The following is a 15,586-nucleotide window of genomic DNA, read 5'->3' on the forward strand; positions in this document are numbered from 1 at the left end:
GGGCGGCCTGAACTCACGGGGAAACCCCTGGTCAGATCGGGTTCTCGACGACCTTGTCGGTCTTCTCGGCGACGCCGTCGGCGGCGTTCCCGTCCACGGATCGAGACGAATTCTTTTCGCCGGGCTTCTCCGCGGACTTCCCGGTGGGCTTGTCGGCGGGCTTGTCGCCAGCCTTCCCGTCGACCTCGGGAGCCGCAGCCGAGGCCTGCGCCTCCTCGTGCGCCGCCGGGTCGATGCTCGCCGGGTCCTCCCGGCCGGGCCGCTTCTTCCCGACGATCACCAGGTACGCCACCGCGCCCAGGAACACCGCGATCGAGGTCCAGTCGTTGAGCCGCAGCCCGAAGTACACGTGCGCCTCGTCGATGCGCAGCCACTCCGTCCAGAACCGGCCCACCGTGTACGCGGCGACGTACAGCGCGAACGCCCGCCCGTGGCCGAGCTTCCAACGGCGGTCCGCCCAGATCACCAGCAGCGCGACGCCGACGCACCAGAGCGACTCGTACAGGAACGTCGGGTGGTAGACGCCCTTGACGACCTCGCCGCTGGGGAGCGTCTTGTCGATCTCCAGGCCCCAGGGCAGCGTGGTCGACTTCCCGTACAGCTCTTGGTTGAAGTAGTTGCCCCAGCGGCCCAGCGCCTGGGCGAGCGCGATGCCCGGGGCGATGGCGTCGGCGTACGCGGGCAGCGGGACGCCCCGGCGGCGGGCGCCGATCCAGGCGCCGACCGCGCCCAGCGCGATCGCGCCCCAGATGCCGAGGCCGCCCTCCCAGATCTTGAGGGCGTCCCAGGGGTTCTTCCCCTCGGCGAAGTACAGCCGGCCGCCGTCGGTGATCACGTGGTAGAGGCGGCCGCCGACGAGGCCGAACGGCACGGCCCAGACGGCGATGTCACCGACGGTGTGCTTGGCACCGCCCCGGGCGACCCAGCGCTTGCTGCCGAGCCAGACGGCCACGACGACACCGAGGATGATGCAGAAGGCGTAGGCGCGCAGCGGGATCGGTCCGAGGTAGAGGACGCCCCGCGACGGGCTGGGAATGTAGGCGATATCCATGGCGGTTCCGACGCTACAGGGTCCCCGGGGCCGGTCGGACACCCCAGGGGTCACAGAAATCGAACAACCGGCGCCGCCGCCCCCTCAGGACGGGGAGGGGGCGGCGGCGCCGGTCGGTCGGGGAGGCTCGGCTCAGCCGGCCGTCGGGGAGGGGTTGTTGGCCTCGGAGGCGGTGCTGGTCGGGGCCGGGGTCTGGCCGTGCGAGCCCGGCGTGCCCGGCTGCTTGCCCTGGTTCGCGGCGTCGACCCACTTCACCAGGTTCGCCGGGGTGATCTCGTCGTTGCCGTTCTTGGGGTAGATCGGCTGGCCGTTGAGCAGCACGGTCGGGGTCGACTTGTAGCTGGACTTGTCGAAGTCCTGCTGTACGGAGGACACCCATCCGCCGTACTTGTTGCTGTTGACGCAGGCCTGGAACTCGGGGGTGTCCAGGCCGTTGACCTGCTTGGCGAGGCCGAGGAGGACGGCCTTGTCGCCGAAGGCGTCGTTGGTCTCCTCGGGCTGGTTGCGGTACAGCACGTCGTGGAAGTCCCGGAAGTGCCCGGCGTCCTGGGCGCAGGCGAGGGCGTTGGCGCCGATCTTGGAGCCCTTGCCGGGGACGGCCCGGTCGATGAACGAGACGATGTGGTAGTTGGTGTAGATCTTGCCCGCGTCTTCCAACTGGTCGACGGTGGCGGAGAATTCACGCTCGAACATGCCGCAGGCGGGGCAGCGCGGGTCCTCGTAGACGGTGAGGACGGCGGGCGCGTTGCTCGCGCCGGCGGGGATGACGAGGTTCTTGTCGCCGATCGTGCCGGAGGGGGCGGCGGTCGGGGTCTCCGGCTTGGAGCGCTGGTTCTGCACCACCACGCCGGTGATCACGGCGGCGGCGATGACGGCGAGCACGGCGCCGCCGACGACCAGCTTCTTCCTCCTCCTGCCCGAGGCCTCCTCGGCCGCGCGCTGCTCCTGCATCCGCTCGCGGGCGGTGCGCTTGCCTTCTTGGTTCTTCTCGCTCATTGCCTTGACATCCACGGTCGGGGGCCTTCGTCGGGTGGGGTGCGGGGGTGGGGCCGGTCAGCTCGCCAGCCAGCCGTCCACGGAGAGCCGGGTGCGGGGGCGCCACAGCAGCCATGCGGCGAGGAGAAGGAAGCCGGTGTCGCGCAGGATCTCCTGGAGGTACCTGGTCTGCGACTCGTCGACGTGCCCGCCGCCGCCGAAGCAGCCGCAGTCGATCGAGATGCCGCGGGCCCAGGCGGAGGCGATCCCGGCGATGAAGGCGAGCAGCAGCAGGGCGGAGACGGCCGCGACGAGCCGGACGCCGAGGCCGATCACCAGCAGCAGCGCGAGGGCCAGCTCCAGGAAGGGCAGGCCGTAGCCGACCGGCTTGACCAGGCCCTCGGGCAGGATCTCGAAGGCGCGGACGGCCTGGGCGGCCTCGGCCGGGTCGGAGATCTTGGCCAGTCCGGCCCAGCCCCAGACCACGGCCAGGCCCAGCCGGACGGCGAGGCCGAGCCAGCGGCTCCACTCCTGGTCCCGGCGCCGCCGCGCGGCCGGCGGGGGTGCCGAGTCGTCGCGCGCTGTTGCCGGGCCGGCCATCAGGGAACCCCTCTCGGGAAACTCGTTCACGTGCTGATGAACCGTAAGGGATGAAGGGCGGTTCCTCCGTATTCAGGAATTACGCCGTACGGGTGACGGTTCATGGTGATGCGTCCGAATTCGGCGAACAGGCGTTCCCCGCGCCCCGGCTACCGGCAGGAGGGCGGGCGCCCCGGGTCCAGCAGGTCGGCGCGGCCCTCGCGGTGCGGGTGCGCGGCCCGCTCGGCGGCGTCCCAGCGGGCGGCCTCGGCGCAGGCCACCGCGTCCCGCTCGGCCCGTTCGGCGGCCCGCTTGGCCAGCGCGTGCCCCACCTCGGTGTGCGCCCCGACCGCCGCCCCGAGGGCCAGCGCGGCGGCCGCCGCCCGCAGCATCACGGCCCGATGCCAACCCGCCACCGGCTCGCCCCTTCCGCTCGCCCTCCGGGCGCCCCGCCCGTCGTTCGTGCACTCGTCCCTCCACTCAACGCCGGTCAACCCCGGCTGATGCGTGTCCCCGCCGGTCTTCACCCGTTCGGGGCCCTCGCCCGCCTTGACGACGGCGTGTCAGGACAACGCGAACGGCCCGCCGCTCCACGGGGAAGCGGCGGGCCGTACGGCGGGAGGGGGCGTCAGTTCCGGCGCACCCCGGCGGCCAGCTCGCCGGCCAGGGCCCGGACGGAGTCCAGGGCGGCGGCCTCGTCCCCGTCCGCGGCCAGGATCCGCTTCACGAAGGCCGAGCCGACGATGACGCCGTCCGCGAACCGGGCGACCTCGGCCGCCTGCACGGCGTCGGAGACGCCGAGGCCGACGCAGACCGGCAGGTCGGTGACGGCGCGGGTGCGGGCGACGAGGTCCTCGGCCAGCGAGCCGACCTCGGTCCGGGTGCCGGTGACGCCCATGACGGCGGCCGCGTAGACGAAGCCGCTGCCGGCGGCCGTGACCTCGGCCAGCCGGGCGTCCTTGCTGCTGGGGGCGACCACGAACACGGTGTCCAGCCCGTGCTCGCCCGCCGCCTTGCGCCACTCCTCGGACTCCTCCACCGGGAGGTCCGGCAGGATGCAGCCCGCGCCGCCCGCGGCGGCCAGGTCGGCGGCGAAGCGCGCCACGCCGTAGCGGTCGACGGGGTTCCAGTACGTCATGACCAGCACCGCCGCCTCGGGGTGCGCCTCGGCGACCTCGCGGACGGTGCGCAGCACGTCCTTGATCCGCACGCCGCCCCGCAGGGCGATGTCGTCGGCGGTCTGGATGACGGCGCCGTCCAGGACGGGGTCGGAGTGCGGCAGGCCGACCTCGACGATGTCGCAGCCGCCCTCCAGCAGGGCCTTGACCGCCCGGATGCCGCCGTCGACGGTCGGGAAGCCGGCCGGCAGGTAGCCGATCATGGCGGCCCGGTTCTCGGCCTTGGCCGCGGCCAGTACCGCGCTGAGCTTGGAAGCCATGGTCACTTACCCCCGTCGGCCGCGTCGCCGGCCTGCTCGTCGTACAGGCCGAAGTACTCGGCCGCGGTGTGCATGTCCTTGTCGCCGCGCCCCGAGAGGGAGACCAGGATGGTGGCCTCCGGCCCGAGTTCGCGGCCCAGCTCCAGGGCTCCGGCCAGCGCGTGGGCGCTCTCGATGGCCGGGATGATGCCCTCGGTGCGGGAGAGCAGCCGCAGGGCCTGCATGGCGGCGTCGTCGGTCACCGGGCGGTACTCGGCCCGGCCGGTGTCCTTGAGCCAGGCGTGCTCGGGGCCGACGCCGGGGTAGTCCAGGCCCGCCGAGATGGAGTGGGACTCGATGGTCTGCCCGTCCTCGTCCTGGAGGACGTAGGTGCGCGAGCCGTGCAGCACGCCCGGGTCGCCCTTGGTGAGGGTGGCGGCGTGCTTGGGGGTCTCGGCGCCCTCGCCGGCGGCCTCGCAGCCGATCAGCCGCACGCCGGCGTCGGGGATGAACTCGTGGAAGATGCCCATCGCGTTGGAGCCGCCGCCGACGCAGGCGACGACGGCGTCGGGCAGCCGCCCGGTGCGGTCGAGGACCTGCTGGCGGGCCTCGACGCCGATGACGCGGTGGAAGTCGCGGACCATCATCGGGAAGGGGTGCGGCCCGGCGACGGTGCCGAAGAGGTAGTGGGTGGAGTCGACGTTGGCGACCCAGTCGCGGAACGCCTCGTTGATGGCGTCCTTGAGGGTGCGGCTGCCGGACTTGACGGCCACGACCTCGGCGCCGAGCATCCGCATCCGGGCGACGTTGAGCGCCTGGCGCTGGGTGTCGACCTCGCCCATGTAGATGGTGCAGTCGAAGCCGAACAGGGCGCAGGCGGTGGCGGTGGCCACGCCGTGCTGGCCGGCGCCGGTCTCGGCGATGATGCGGGTCTTGCCCATGCGCCGGGTGAGCAGCGCCTGGCCCAGCACGTTGTTGATCTTGTGCGAGCCGGTGTGGTTGAGGTCCTCGCGCTTGAGCAGGACGCGCGCGCCGCCCGCCTCGGCGGAGAAGCGGTGGACGTCGGTCAGCGGGCTCGGGCGGCCGGTGTAGTCCTTGAGCAGGCCGTCGAGCTCGGCGATGAAGGCCGGGTCGTTCTTGGCCTTGTCGTACTCCTCGGCGACCTGTTCGACGGCGGCGACCAGCGCCTCGGGGATGAAGCGTCCGCCGTACGCGCCGAAGTAGCCGCGGGCGTCCGGCACCTGGGCGCCGGGCAGGTAGTCCTTCTCGGACATGGTGGATTCCCTAGGGGGTTGGATGACGGTGACGTCGGTCGGCTGTGCTCAGCCGTGCGTCACGCGCCATCGCCGCCCCGGCACCTGCCCGGGCTCACAGCCGATGACGTAGCGCACCCGCCGCCCCAGCACCCGGCGTGCGGGCGCGCGGCAGCCGCGCGGGCGGCAGCCGGGGGCGAGGCGGGTGGCGATCTTCATCTTCGCGGCTTCAGTCCTTGTGCCGGACGGCCGGGTGGGCGCCGGCCGCGACCAGGTCGGCGACGGCGGCGCGCGGGTCCTTGCCCGTCACCAGGGTCTCGCCGACCAGCACCGCGTCGGCGCCGAGGTTGGCGTAGGAGATGACGTCCAGCGGGCCGCGCACGCCGGACTCGGCGATCTTGACGATGCCGTCCGGGATGGCGTGGACGACGTTGCCGAAGGTGTTGCGGTCGACCTCGAGGGTCTTGAGGTTGCGCGCGTTGACGCCGATGATCCGGGCGCCGGCGTCGACCGCGCGGGCGATCTCCTCCTCGTCGTGCACCTCGACCAGCGGGGTGAGGCCGATCGACTCGGCGCGCTCGATCAGCGACACCAGGGCCGGCTGCTCGAGGGCGGCGACGATCAGCAGTGCGAGGTCGGCGCCGTGGGCGCGGGCCTCCCACAGCTGGTAGGCGGTGACGATGAAGTCCTTGCGCAGCAGCGGGGTGTCCACCGCGGCGCGGACGGCGTCCAGGTCGGCGAGCGAGCCGCCGAAGCGGCGCTGCTCGGTCAGGACGCTGATCGCGGCGGCACCGCCGGCCGCGTAGTCGACGGCCAGGGCCGCCGGGTCGGCGATCGAGGCGAGGGCGCCCTTGGACGGGCTGGAGCGCTTCACCTCGCAGATCACCCGGACCCCGTCGCCCTTGAGCGCGGCGACGCCGTCCTTGGCGTCCGGGGCCTTGGCGGCCCGCTCCTTGAGCTCGTCCAGGGAGACCCGGGCCTGCCGCTCGGCGAGGTCCTCACGGACCCCTTCGATGATCGTGTCGAGCACACTCACTCGGGAGCCCCCATCGTTTCTGTCGGTTCGCCAGCGGGAGCCGGTGCGGGCAGGGCCCGTCGGCACGTTCGATGGTATCGGCCCGAGGGGGCGCGGGGAGCATCCGCCCGGCGCGCGTCTCGCGGAGCGGACGCCCCGCACCCGTGCTCCGAGCTGCGGATTCGCCGGTTTCCGGGCTCTTCGGGGCCCGGTTGGCAACAAGTGGACTCGCAGCAACCGGACGCGGGCTAGAGCAGCGCAGGGGCCAGTCCGGCGCCGACGGGCAGGTTCCGTACGGCCGTGAAGACGAGCAGCAGCAGCCCGATCAGCACCCACCGCCGGGCCCCGACGGCCGCCCTCGGCGGCGCTCCGCCGGTCAGCGCGGCCCAGGCCCAGCGCAGCCACAGCACGGCGAGGACGGCGAACAGCAGGACGGCGGCGGCGTTGTCGTGCAGCGCGGTGGTCAGGTCCCCGCGGGCCAGCGCGTGGACGCAGCGCAGGCCCCCGCAGCCGGGGCACCACCAGCCGGTGGCGACGAGGAAGGGGCAGTCCGGGTAGTGCCCCGGGCTGTTGGGGTCCACCCTCGCGATGTACGCGGTCGGGGCGGCCACCGCCGCCAGCGCGGCCAGCGGCGGGCCCAGCCTGCGCAGCACGGGCGGCGGGGCGGAGGCGGTGGGGGCGGCGTTCACGCCCCGATTCTGCCCGTCCCGGGCCCGGGTGCAACGGAACGGCGGGCGCGTCGCGCCCGCCGTTCAGTCGTGCGAAAGATCCGCCGGTCAGGCGGTGACGGCGGCGGTGCGGGCCGTCTGGGCCGCGATCTGCTCGTCGGTCGACTTGTAGACGTTGGTGCTGGGCTGCTTGCCCATGCCCGCCATCGACATGGCCTTGCCCACGACGCCGCCGAGCAGGATGACGGCGATGCCGGCCCAGGTCAGCAGCACCGACGGCAGGATCATCGCGACGCCCGCGATGCCGAAGCCGACGAAGGAGATGACCACGCCGGTCCAGGCGGCGGGGGTGTGACCGTGTGCGGCTGCTGACATCGGTGATGCTCCTTGGCTCTCGGGGCCCGGCCGGGCCTGCGGGGCCGCCGGCGGGTTGACGGGTTCCATTGTGCCGGGCCACACACCGGGGGCCCAAAGCGGGTGGCGGGTCTATCGCGTCACACGCGTGCGGCTCAGACGGCGGTCGGGTCCTCGCCGCGGTCCAGGGCCTTCCACAGGTCGGCGGGGGTGTCGGCCTTCGCCGGGCCCCTGCGGGTCGGCGCCTCGTAGCGGGTGCCCATGGCGGGCCAGCCCCGGCCGTACCGCAGGGTGAGCGCCCCGGCCACGGCCAGCAGCAGGCCGCCGACGACGGCCAGCCAGGGCCAGGCGCCGTGCGTGACCTCGGTGGCGGTGGAGCCGGCCAGGGCGAGCTTGCGGGCGGCCTCGGTGTCCAGCGCGTCGGTGTCCCGGGCCCCGGCCGCCGAGGCGGCGGCCGCGCCGAGCCCGGCCAGCAGGGTGAGCGCGCCGACCGCCAGCCGTCCGGCGCCTCGCACCGCGAACACCGCGACGGCCGCCGCCAGGCCCACCAGGGCCAGGCCGCCGGGCAGTTCGGAGATCGTCGAGCCGGTGACGGAGACGTCCAGGTTGCCGGCCCTGCCCTCGGCCCAGACCCGTCCGGCCGCGGTCAGCACCAGGACGGCGCTCAGGACGGTCAGCAGCAGCATCACGCCGAGGGTGCGGCGGCTTGCGGTGCGGGCGGGGGCGGGGCTCTGGTCGGTCACCCGTCCACTATCCCCCGCCCGACGGCCCGCGCCGAACCCGGGGTCGCCGCTCAGACCGGGAAGCCGTCGGTGCGCAACACCAGGGTGCGCCCGCCCAGTGGCAGGAACAGGTCGTTGCCGTACGGCACCCGTTCGGCCTCGCGGTACACCCCTTCGGGGGAGGGCGCGGTGTGCACCGTGCAGGCCGCTCCCGCCGGGTCGACGACGACGTACAGGGGCACGCCGCTGCGCGCGTACGCCCGTCCGGCCTCCGCCAGGCCCGGGCGGGCGAGCTCCAGCACGGCCTGCACGGCCGCCGCCGTGAACCGGCCCCCGGCGTCGCGGGCGGCGCCGGGGGCGATCACCACCAGGTCGGGGGCGACGGGGCCGGGGGCGGCCGGGAGGTCGACCGGGACCAGGGAGAGGACCCGGCCGTGCCCGGCCAGCGCGTCCCTGATCTGGACGGCGGCGTCGAGGACCAGCTCCCACCGCCGCTCGTCGTGCGGCACCGTGCTCATCCCGGCCGCCCTCCTGGTCTACCGTCCCGGGTCTACCGTCCCGGCGTCCGCAGCGTATTGGCGGTGGCGACGGCGCGCAGCACGGCGGCGGCCTTGTTGCGGCACTCGGTGTCCTCGCCGTGCGGGTCCGAGTCGGCGACGACGCCGGCGCCGGCCTGCACGTACGCGGTGCCGTCGCGCAGGACGGCGGTGCGGATGGCGATCGCGGTGTCGGAGTCCCCGGCGAAGTCGAGGTAGCCGACGCAGCCGCCGTACAGGCCGCGCCTGGTGGGCTCCAGCTCCTCGATGATCCGCATCGCGCGGGGCTTGGGCGCGCCGGAGAGGGTGCCGGCGGGGAAGCAGGCGGTCAGCACGTCGAAGGCCGTACGGCCGGGGGCGACCTTGCCGGTGACCGTCGAGACGATGTGCATGACGTGGCTGTAGCGCTCGATCTGCATGAAGTCGACGACCTCGACGCTGCCGGGCTCGCAGACCCGGCCGAGGTCGTTGCGGCCCAGGTCGACGAGCATCAGGTGCTCGGCGCGCTCCTTCGGGTCGGCGAGCAGCTCGGCGGCGAGCGCCGCGTCCTCGTGCGGGGTGGCGCCGCGGTGGCGGGTGCCGGCGATCGGGTGCACCATCGCCTCGCCCTCGCTGACCTTGACGAGCGCCTCCGGGCTGGAGCCGACCACGTCGAAGCCGCCCTCGGCCGTGCCGTCCGGGCCGGGGAAGCGGAACAGGTACATGTACGGGCTGGGGTTGGTGGTGCGCAGGACGCGGTAGACGTCCAGCGCGGAGGCCGGGCAGGGGGCCTCGAAGCGCTGCGAGGGGACGACCTGGAAGGCCTCGCCGGCCCGGATGCGCTCCTTGACGATCTCCACGGCGGCCCGGTACGGCTCGCCGCCGAACGGCGAGTGGACCTCGCCGGGACCGGCCGGGGTGAAGGTGGCCAGGCCCGGGTCGACGGGCTTGAAGAGGTCGGCCTCCATCGCGTCGAGGCGGGCGGTCGCGTCGGCGTGGGCCTCCTCGACGCCGCTGGCCAGGTCGTTGTGGTTGATCGCGTTGGCGATCAGCAGGACGGTGCCGTCGGCGTGGTCCAGGACGGCGAGGTCGCTGGCGAGCAGCATCGTCAGCTCGGGCAGGCCCAGGTCGTCCGGGTTGAGGTCGGGCAGCTTCTCCAGGCGGCGGACGATGTCGTAGCCGAGGTAGCCGACCAGGCCGCCGGTCAGCGGGGGCAGGCCGTCGTCCGTGTGGCGCGGGGTGTGCAGGGCCGCGAGGGCGGCGCGCAGCACCTCCAGCGGGTCGCCGGTGGCGGGGATGCCGACCGGCGGGGTGCCGAGCCAGCGGGCGTCGCCGTCCGGGCCGACGGTGAGGGTGGCGGCGCTGCGCACGCCGACGAAGGAGTAGCGCGACCAGCTGCGGCCCTGCTCGGCGGACTCCAGCAGGAAGGTGCCGGGGCGTTCGGCGGCGAGGCTGCGGTAGAGGCCGATCGGGGTGAGGCCGTCCGCGAGGAGCCTGCGGGTGACCGGGATGACCCGGGTGTCGACGGCGAGCTTGCGGAAGGCTTCGAGGTCCATGCTGGGCGGCACCTACTGTCGTGGGTCGGGTGGGGTCAGGACTGGGAGAGGAGCACGTCGGCGTCGAAGCAGGTGCGGTCGCCGGTGTGGCAGGCGGCGCCGGACTGGTCGACCTTGACGAGGAGGGTGTCGCCGTCGCAGTCCAGGGCCACGGACTTGACCGCCTGGACGTGGCCGGAGGTGTCGCCCTTCACCCAGTACTCGCTGCGGCTGCGGCTCCAGTAGGTGCAGCGGCCGGTGGTGAGGGTGCGGTGCAGCGCCTCGTCGTCCATCCAGCCGAGCATCAGCACCTCGCCGGTGTCGTACTGCTGGGCGACGGCGGGCAGCAGGCCGTCCTCGGTGCGCTTGAGGCGCGCGGCGATCTCGGGGTCCAGGGCGGTGCTGCCCGGAGTGGCTGGTGTGGTGCGCATGACGCCATTGTGTCAGCTGTGTCAGCTGTGTCAGCACGGCCGATCACGCCTTCGGGCCGTCCGCGCCGCGGCCGACGAGTTCGCCCAACCGCCTGCCGGGGGGCGGCGGTTTGGGCCATTCTCATGGTCATGACCTCCGAGCAGCAGTCCGCGCCTCCTCCGCCCGACGCCCGGCCGGGCCGGGGCCTGGTCATCACCGTCGCGGCCGTCCTCGTCCTGCTGCTCGCGGTGGTCGGCACCGTGCTGCTGTGGCCGCAGGACGGGAAGAAGCCGGCGGCCGCCCCTCCCCCGCCGACCGCCACGCCCACCCCGACGCCGACGCCCACACCGACCCCCACCCCGACGCCGCGGCCGCCGTACGCGTTCTTCCCGGTCGGGACGTGCTTCGACCACCCGCAGCTGAGCCCGGTCATCACCAAGATCGAGGAGCGGCCCTGCGCCGGCGAGCACGACGGCGAGGTCGTCGCCGACCTCAAGCTCCCGGACAACCTCGTCGGGGAGGTCGCGGTCGCGCTGGCCATCCGCAACGGCTGCTACGACTCCCAGACGGCCGCCCGGGCCCGGCAGAACGACGGAAAGAAGTACTACGAGCGGCAGTTCGGCCCCACCCTCGCCAACTACCAGGCGGGCTGGCGGGACTACACCTGTGCCCTCACCCTCACCGACAAGCAGGGCGGCCCCCGGCTCTCGGGGCCGCTGCACCCCTAGGCTGAGGCGCATGTCGAACCACGCCCTCGCCGAGCGCCACCGCCTCACCGAACTGCTCGCCGCCGCCGGGCCCGACGCCCCCACGCTCTGCGCCGGCTGGACCACGCGCGACCTCGCCGCGCACCTCGTCCTGCGCGAGCGCCGCCTCGACGCGGCGGCGGGCATCCGGGTCGCCGCGCTCGCCCCGTACACCCGGCGGGTCCAGGACGCGTACGCCGAGCGACCGTACGAGGAACTCCTGCGGCTGTTCCGCTCCGGCCCGCCCGTCCACTCCCTCTTCGCCCTGCCCGGCGCGGACGAGGCCGCCAACACCGTCGAGTACTTCGTCCACGCCGAGGACGTGCTCCGCGCCGACCCCTCCTGGACGCCCGCCTCCGTCACACCCCTCCCGCCCGGCCGCTCCGAGGCCCTCTGGCGCCGCCTCCCCCTCCTCGCCCGCCTCGAAGCCGCCCGCCGCACCCCCGTCCGCCTCCACCTCCACCACCCCGACGGCCGCACCGTCACCACCGGGCCCACCGCCACCCCGGCCGTCGACCTCACCGGCCCGCCCGCCGAACTCCTCCTCTTCCTCTACGGCCGCGGCGCCCGCACCACCCTCACCGTCAACGGGGAGCCGGACGCCCTGGAGGCGCTGTCGCACGCGCTGCCGCTGCCGGGGCGGTAGGGGCTTCTCTTGTCTGTGCCTCACCGGGCGGCGAAGCACAGACGAAGAACACGATCCGCAAAAGAAGATATAAGAGAGAAACCATTTGGGGCCGCGCCTCGGCATGCCGAGGCGCGGCCCCAAACCATATCGCGGGCCTCACCTATCACTGAGCCCATCAAAAGAACAGCCGCGCTGCCCCTCCTCGTCAGAGGAGGGGCAGCGCTGAAATACGGAAAGAAATGAAGATCGAGAGCAGGGCTCGGAAAAGAAGCCCGGCACCACCACATCGCATCTTCCAGGGACAACCCGCCCGAGAATCTAGACATACGAGGAGCAAAGAAAAATTGCGGTGGCTCCCTGGCAAGCCAGGGAGCCACCGCAGAAAAGAAAATTCAGACAGCCCGCTCGATGTGCTCGAAGATATCGGCGTCCGTCTCCTTCTGCCAGTCCGGCAGCGCATCCCAATCAGCGACATAACTCGGCTTGGGATCGGGGATGTGCTTGTGGATCTGGGCGATCCAGCACAGGGCGACGAAACGGCCCTTCTGTTCCCGACTCAACTTGGCGGTCGCACCGCCGCTCACGGCAATGAAGTCGCGGACCTGGCTGAACACGGCAGCTGCGGACTGACGCTCCCAGTCCGGAGTCTCCTCCCAGGGCGTGATGTACCCCGGCCTCGGTTCACCCGGGAAGTGCTGTTTCACTCCGGCGATCCACGCCTCACGGAAGATCCGGCCGTCCTCGTTCTCCATGCTCAGTCCTCTCATCATCCGCTTCAGGTCGGGATCGCAGGCAGGCTTGCGAGCTGCAGCGACGACAACCCGTACCGGTAGCACGATCCCGGAGGCCGACCGCGCCGAAGCGGTCGGCCTCCGGGCTGATTCTGGGAGGCTGTGGAGGGTGACCACCGCGCGCATCCACTGGGCGGAACTGCCCGCCGCTGTTCGTCTGGCCGTGTCGGACCGGCTCGGAGGCCGGGTTCTGGCGGCGGAGACGATCTCCGCCGGATTCAACTCCGAGATCGCCGTCCGGCTCACCACCACGGAACGCACGGTCTTCATCAAGGGAATGCGACTCAACCACCCGCGCGTGTGGACACAACGACGGGAGGCGGAGATCAACCCGCTCCTTCAAGACCTTGCCCCACGAGTGCTGTGGCACAAGGAAGTTGGCGGGTGGAGCCTGGTCGCGTTCGAGCACGTCGACGCACGGCATGCCGACTACGCGGCCGCTGGAGACCTGGAATTGACGGTCGACGCCCTCAGCCGGCTCGGCAGCGTCCCGTGCCCGGAGATCGAACTCCGCCGGGCGGAGCAGCGATGGGCCGCCTACGTGGACGGCCCGGAGGTGGCGGCCCGGTTCGCCGGTGAGTCGCTGCTGCACACCGACCTGAACAACGAGAACGTGCTCGTCCACGAGGGCCGGGCACTCCTGGTCGACTGGGCGTGGGCCACGCGGGGAGCCGCCTGGATCGACCCGGCCCTGTGGGTGATCTGGCTGATCGCCGTCGGCGGGCACGCTCCGGCGCAGGCCGAGGCGTGGGCTGCCAGGGTTCCGGCGTGGAAGAGCGGCGAGCCAACGGTCATGGACGCCTTCGCGCAGGCCCAGGCCCGGATGTGGGACGAGATCGCCGGAGAGGCCCCAGACCCGTGGACCGCCCGGCTGACCCGGGCCGCCCGTCAGTGGGCAGACTTCCGCGAGCACCGCTGAGCGCGCACCTGCTCCGCCCTCCTACTGGTACTTCGGGTCGTCAGAATCACAGGTGGACGGCCGAGCTTCGTCATCCGCCAGACCGTGGACCGGGCGGCGGGCTGAGCAGGAAGAGCGTCCGCCGCCGGCGCGTGGGCCGGCGGCGGACTCAAGCGCAGGGAGTGTCAGGCGCCGGTGACCTGCCACCACTGCTGGGACTGGAAGTTCTTCTGCCACAGCTGGACCTGGGCGCCGTCGCCGGGGGTGTTGGTGTCGCGGTCGACGACGATGTTCAGGTTGTTGTTGAACCGCTGGTTGTAGATGGCCAGGTCGTTGGCGCGCAGGAACCACTTCTGCTGGCTGGTGCCGTTGCACTGCCACAGCTGGAGGCGGGTGCCGTTGTTGCCGCCGCCGTTGGTGTCGGCGTCGAGGCACATGCCGGGGAAGCGCGCGCTCTCCAGGCTGTAGTCGTCGTAGGAGTACCACTCCTGCTGGGTGGTGCCGTTGCAGCCCCAGACCTGCACCTTGGTGCCGTTGCCGCCGTTGTTGGCGTCCGCGTCGAGGCACTGGCCGGGCGTGGGGCCGTAGAGGCTGCGGAAGCGGACGTAACCGGCGGTGAGCCCGGGCGTCTGGCCGGCGTTGCGGGCGGCGGCCTGGGCGAAGGTGAGCCGGTCGCCCGTGGAGGCGGACGGGGCCGACGAGGCCTGGGCGGTGGTGGGCAGCAGCGGTACGGCGAGCGCGGCGGCGCTGGCGAGGGCCGCGACGGCGATGCGGATGCGCATGGTTCCCCCTGGTGTCGTGTGCCTGGCTGGCACGGCCCCAACCTAGGCGGGCGTCCGCAGCCCCGGAATCCTTTGACCTGTGCGGTCAATTGTCAGTAAGGCCACGGGAGTTCACCTCCCCGAGGCCAGCGACTCCCCCAGTTCGGAGCGCCGGTAGAGGACGGCCCGGCCGATGCGGGTGCGTTCCAGCAGACCGGCCGCCGCCAGTGCGCCCAGGTGGCGGCTGACGGCACCCGGGGTGACGCCCAGGCGCTGGGCCAGGGCGGTGGTGGTGGCCGGGGTGTCGAGCAGGCCGAGGAGGCGGGCGCGGGGTGCGCCGATGAGCCCGGCGAGGGCGGGCGAGGCGGCCGTACGGGCGGTGGACTCGGCCATGGCACCCCGGCCCCGGGCGGGGTAGACGACCGTGGGGTGGCCGCTCGGCGAGGTCCCGGCGAGCGGCCGGTCCGCGAAGAGCGTGGGCATCAGCACCAGCCCGCGCCCGGCGACCCTCTCCCACAGAACGGGCCGCCCCGGCGGGCCGTCGCAGATCCGCAACTCCCCGTCCGCCCAGGAGATCCCCGGGTCCAGGTCGGTGAAGAGCCCCTCCGCTCCGAGTTCGGCCAGGCGCCGCCCCCGGTAGGCGAGGTCGGCCTCCAGGACGGTCCGGGCGCGCGGCCACCAGAGGGGTTCCAGGCAGTGCGTCCAGTACGCGCCGAGCGCGGCGACCACTCGGCCGCGCAGCGCGTACGGGTCCCGCAGGAGCCGGTGGAGCGCGGGCGGCATCGGGCTGCCGTCGCGGTCGTAGGCCGCCCGGAGGTCGGCGGGCAGGCGGTCGGGGGGCGCGGTGGCCAGCAGCGACAGTTCGTCCCGCAGGCCCGGCCGGCAGCCGCGCGGGCGCGGGGTGAGCACCGCCGGCGCGTGGCCGCCGGGGGTGACCAGGGCGTCCAGCAACTCGGTGTCCAGGCGGGTGTAGTGGCGGGCCCAGGCGGCGGCCCAGCGGCGCTGTTCGGGGAAGCCCCGGGTCCGGCCGCGTAATCGAAGGCTGCGCACCGTCTCGTGCAGCGGGGAGTACCCGCACCGGGTGGAGGCGAGATCCTCCACCTCCAGGAGATAGATCCTCACCGAATCCACAGTAGAAGAGCGCCGAAACCTTGGGAACAGAGCGGGAGTGGGCCCTGATGAGCCTGGATTCGCAGGTGCCCGGTGAGGCTGGAGATACCCCCTGGACCCGGTCCCTCCCCCGGGCGCCCGGCCCGGCTGCGGATGT

Annotated in this window: 20 protein-coding genes; 3 read left to right on the top strand and 17 right to left on the bottom strand. The window is 73.1% G+C overall.

Translation table 11 applies throughout. The features are described 5' to 3' along the window. Nucleotides 1-31: 31 nt before the first annotated feature. The 14 genes from lgt to hisI all read right to left on the bottom strand — a co-directional run bounded on the left by lgt (nt 32) and on the right by hisI (nt 10,515). Nucleotides 32-1,051, bottom strand: coding sequence for a prolipoprotein diacylglyceryl transferase (gene lgt / locus ACIRRS_RS07100; protein WP_402966204.1), 1,020 nt, complete (start codon nt 1,049-1,051; stop codon nt 32-34). Nucleotides 1,052-1,183: 132 nt separating this feature from the next. Continuing rightward, on the bottom strand, nt 1,184-2,047 hold the full coding sequence (locus ACIRRS_RS07105) for a DsbA family protein (RefSeq protein ID WP_402966206.1): 864 nt from the start codon (nt 2,045-2,047) through the stop codon (nt 1,184-1,186). A gap of 57 nt (nt 2,048-2,104) precedes the next feature. Beyond that, on the bottom strand, nt 2,105-2,626 hold the full coding sequence (locus tag ACIRRS_RS07110; RefSeq protein WP_402966208.1) for a MauE/DoxX family redox-associated membrane protein: 522 nt from the start codon (nt 2,624-2,626) through the stop codon (nt 2,105-2,107). A 149-nt stretch (nt 2,627-2,775) separates the two neighbouring features. Then, nucleotides 2,776-3,021 carry a hypothetical protein gene (locus ACIRRS_RS07115; RefSeq protein ID WP_402966210.1) on the bottom strand — a complete coding sequence of 82 codons (246 nt, stop codon included), beginning with the start codon at nt 3,019-3,021 and terminating at the stop codon, nt 2,776-2,778. Nucleotides 3,022-3,233: 212 nt separating this feature from the next. Further along, on the bottom strand, nt 3,234-4,043 hold the full coding sequence (gene trpA / locus ACIRRS_RS07120) for a tryptophan synthase subunit alpha (RefSeq protein ID WP_402966212.1): 810 nt from the start codon (nt 4,041-4,043) through the stop codon (nt 3,234-3,236). 2 nt (nt 4,044-4,045) lie between these two features. Beyond that, nucleotides 4,046-5,296, bottom strand: coding sequence for a tryptophan synthase subunit beta (gene trpB / locus ACIRRS_RS07125; protein ID WP_402966214.1), 1,251 nt, complete (start codon nt 5,294-5,296; stop codon nt 4,046-4,048). Between the two features lie 48 nt (nt 5,297-5,344). After that, entirely contained in the window at nt 5,345-5,494 is a 150-nt protein-coding gene (gene trpM, locus ACIRRS_RS07130; protein WP_167395798.1) for a tryptophan biosynthesis modulator TrpM, read from the bottom strand. Between the two features lie 10 nt (nt 5,495-5,504). Beyond that, nucleotides 5,505-6,311 carry an indole-3-glycerol phosphate synthase TrpC gene (gene trpC, locus ACIRRS_RS07135; RefSeq protein WP_402966216.1) on the bottom strand — a complete coding sequence of 269 codons (807 nt, stop codon included), beginning with the start codon at nt 6,309-6,311 and terminating at the stop codon, nt 5,505-5,507. Between the two features lie 227 nt (nt 6,312-6,538). Continuing rightward, nucleotides 6,539-6,979 carry a DUF2752 domain-containing protein gene (locus ACIRRS_RS07140; RefSeq protein ID WP_402966218.1) on the bottom strand — a complete coding sequence of 147 codons (441 nt, stop codon included), beginning with the start codon at nt 6,977-6,979 and terminating at the stop codon, nt 6,539-6,541. Nucleotides 6,980-7,066: 87 nt separating this feature from the next. After that, nucleotides 7,067-7,333 carry an HGxxPAAW family protein gene (locus ACIRRS_RS07145; RefSeq protein ID WP_402966220.1) on the bottom strand — a complete coding sequence of 89 codons (267 nt, stop codon included), beginning with the start codon at nt 7,331-7,333 and terminating at the stop codon, nt 7,067-7,069. Between the two features lie 134 nt (nt 7,334-7,467). Continuing rightward, on the bottom strand, nt 7,468-8,055 hold the full coding sequence (locus ACIRRS_RS07150) for a TIGR02234 family membrane protein (RefSeq protein WP_402966222.1): 588 nt from the start codon (nt 8,053-8,055) through the stop codon (nt 7,468-7,470). Between the two features lie 50 nt (nt 8,056-8,105). Beyond that, complete coding sequence (locus ACIRRS_RS07155) at nt 8,106-8,552, bottom strand: Uma2 family endonuclease (RefSeq protein WP_402966224.1); 447 nt, start codon at nt 8,550-8,552, stop codon at nt 8,106-8,108. A gap of 32 nt (nt 8,553-8,584) precedes the next feature. Beyond that, nucleotides 8,585-10,105, bottom strand: coding sequence for an anthranilate synthase component I (locus tag ACIRRS_RS07160; protein WP_402966226.1), 1,521 nt, complete (start codon nt 10,103-10,105; stop codon nt 8,585-8,587). 35 nt (nt 10,106-10,140) lie between these two features. Beyond that, nucleotides 10,141-10,515: a phosphoribosyl-AMP cyclohydrolase gene (gene hisI, locus ACIRRS_RS07165; RefSeq protein ID WP_402966228.1), complete on the bottom strand. Its 375-nt coding sequence runs from the start codon at nt 10,513-10,515 to the stop codon at nt 10,141-10,143. Between the two features lie 129 nt (nt 10,516-10,644). Here hisI and ACIRRS_RS07170 point away from each other — a divergent pair, with 129 nt between their 5' ends. Together ACIRRS_RS07170 and ACIRRS_RS07175 are read left to right on the top strand one after the other, a co-directional pair. Further along, entirely contained in the window at nt 10,645-11,223 is a 579-nt protein-coding gene (locus ACIRRS_RS07170) for a hypothetical protein (protein ID WP_402966230.1), read from the top strand. Between the two features lie 10 nt (nt 11,224-11,233). Continuing rightward, a complete protein-coding gene (locus ACIRRS_RS07175; protein WP_402966232.1) occupies nt 11,234-11,887 on the top strand; it encodes a TIGR03085 family metal-binding protein in 654 nt (217 codons plus the stop codon). 374 nt (nt 11,888-12,261) lie between these two features. On the opposite strand, the gene ACIRRS_RS07180 is transcribed toward ACIRRS_RS07175, so the two are convergent. After that, nucleotides 12,262-12,621, bottom strand: a complete 360-nt coding sequence (locus ACIRRS_RS07180) for a hypothetical protein (RefSeq protein WP_402966234.1) — start codon at nt 12,619-12,621, stop codon at nt 12,262-12,264. A gap of 148 nt (nt 12,622-12,769) precedes the next feature. Here ACIRRS_RS07180 and ACIRRS_RS07185 point away from each other — a divergent pair, with 148 nt between their 5' ends. After that, nucleotides 12,770-13,579: an aminoglycoside phosphotransferase gene (locus ACIRRS_RS07185; protein ID WP_402966236.1), complete on the top strand. Its 810-nt coding sequence runs from the start codon at nt 12,770-12,772 to the stop codon at nt 13,577-13,579. Nucleotides 13,580-13,743: 164 nt separating this feature from the next. Here the strand turns inward: ACIRRS_RS07185 and ACIRRS_RS07190 are convergent, their stop codons facing one another. Both ACIRRS_RS07190 and ACIRRS_RS07195 read right to left on the bottom strand, forming a co-directional pair. Continuing rightward, nucleotides 13,744-14,340: a ricin-type beta-trefoil lectin domain protein gene (locus ACIRRS_RS07190; protein WP_402966238.1), complete on the bottom strand. Its 597-nt coding sequence runs from the start codon at nt 14,338-14,340 to the stop codon at nt 13,744-13,746. A gap of 111 nt (nt 14,341-14,451) precedes the next feature. Beyond that, a complete protein-coding gene (locus ACIRRS_RS07195) occupies nt 14,452-15,441 on the bottom strand; it encodes a helix-turn-helix domain-containing protein (protein WP_402966240.1) in 990 nt (329 codons plus the stop codon). Between the last annotated feature and the right edge of the window lie 145 nt (nt 15,442-15,586).

The sequence above is a fragment of the Kitasatospora sp. NPDC101183 genome, assembly GCF_044767945.1.
In the GTDB taxonomy this organism is placed as follows: Bacteria; Actinomycetota; Actinomycetes; order Streptomycetales; family Streptomycetaceae; genus Kitasatospora.

Coding starts and splice junctions, on each gene's coding strand:
- lgt (WP_402966204.1), bottom strand. CDS start 1,051: ATGGATATCGCCTACATTCCCAGCCCGTCGCGGGGCGTCCTCTACCTC.
- ACIRRS_RS07105 (WP_402966206.1), bottom strand. CDS start 2,047: ATGAGCGAGAAGAACCAAGAAGGCAAGCGCACCGCCCGCGAGCGGATG.
- ACIRRS_RS07110 (WP_402966208.1), bottom strand. CDS start 2,626: ATGGCCGGCCCGGCAACAGCGCGCGACGACTCGGCACCCCCGCCGGCC.
- trpA (WP_402966212.1), bottom strand. CDS start 4,043: ATGGCTTCCAAGCTCAGCGCGGTACTGGCCGCGGCCAAGGCCGAGAAC.
- trpB (WP_402966214.1), bottom strand. CDS start 5,296: ATGTCCGAGAAGGACTACCTGCCCGGCGCCCAGGTGCCGGACGCCCGC.
- trpM (WP_167395798.1), bottom strand. CDS start 5,494: ATGAAGATCGCCACCCGCCTCGCCCCCGGCTGCCGCCCGCGCGGCTGC.
- ACIRRS_RS07145 (WP_402966220.1), bottom strand. CDS start 7,333: ATGTCAGCAGCCGCACACGGTCACACCCCCGCCGCCTGGACCGGCGTG.
- ACIRRS_RS07155 (WP_402966224.1), bottom strand. CDS start 8,552: ATGAGCACGGTGCCGCACGACGAGCGGCGGTGGGAGCTGGTCCTCGAC.
- ACIRRS_RS07160 (WP_402966226.1), bottom strand. CDS start 10,105: ATGGACCTCGAAGCCTTCCGCAAGCTCGCCGTCGACACCCGGGTCATC.
- hisI (WP_402966228.1), bottom strand. CDS start 10,515: ATGCGCACCACACCAGCCACTCCGGGCAGCACCGCCCTGGACCCCGAG.
- ACIRRS_RS07170 (WP_402966230.1), top strand. CDS start 10,645: ATGACCTCCGAGCAGCAGTCCGCGCCTCCTCCGCCCGACGCCCGGCCG.
- ACIRRS_RS07175 (WP_402966232.1), top strand. CDS start 11,234: ATGTCGAACCACGCCCTCGCCGAGCGCCACCGCCTCACCGAACTGCTC.
- ACIRRS_RS07180 (WP_402966234.1), bottom strand. CDS start 12,621: ATGGAGAACGAGGACGGCCGGATCTTCCGTGAGGCGTGGATCGCCGGA.
- ACIRRS_RS07190 (WP_402966238.1), bottom strand. CDS start 14,340: ATGCGCATCCGCATCGCCGTCGCGGCCCTCGCCAGCGCCGCCGCGCTC.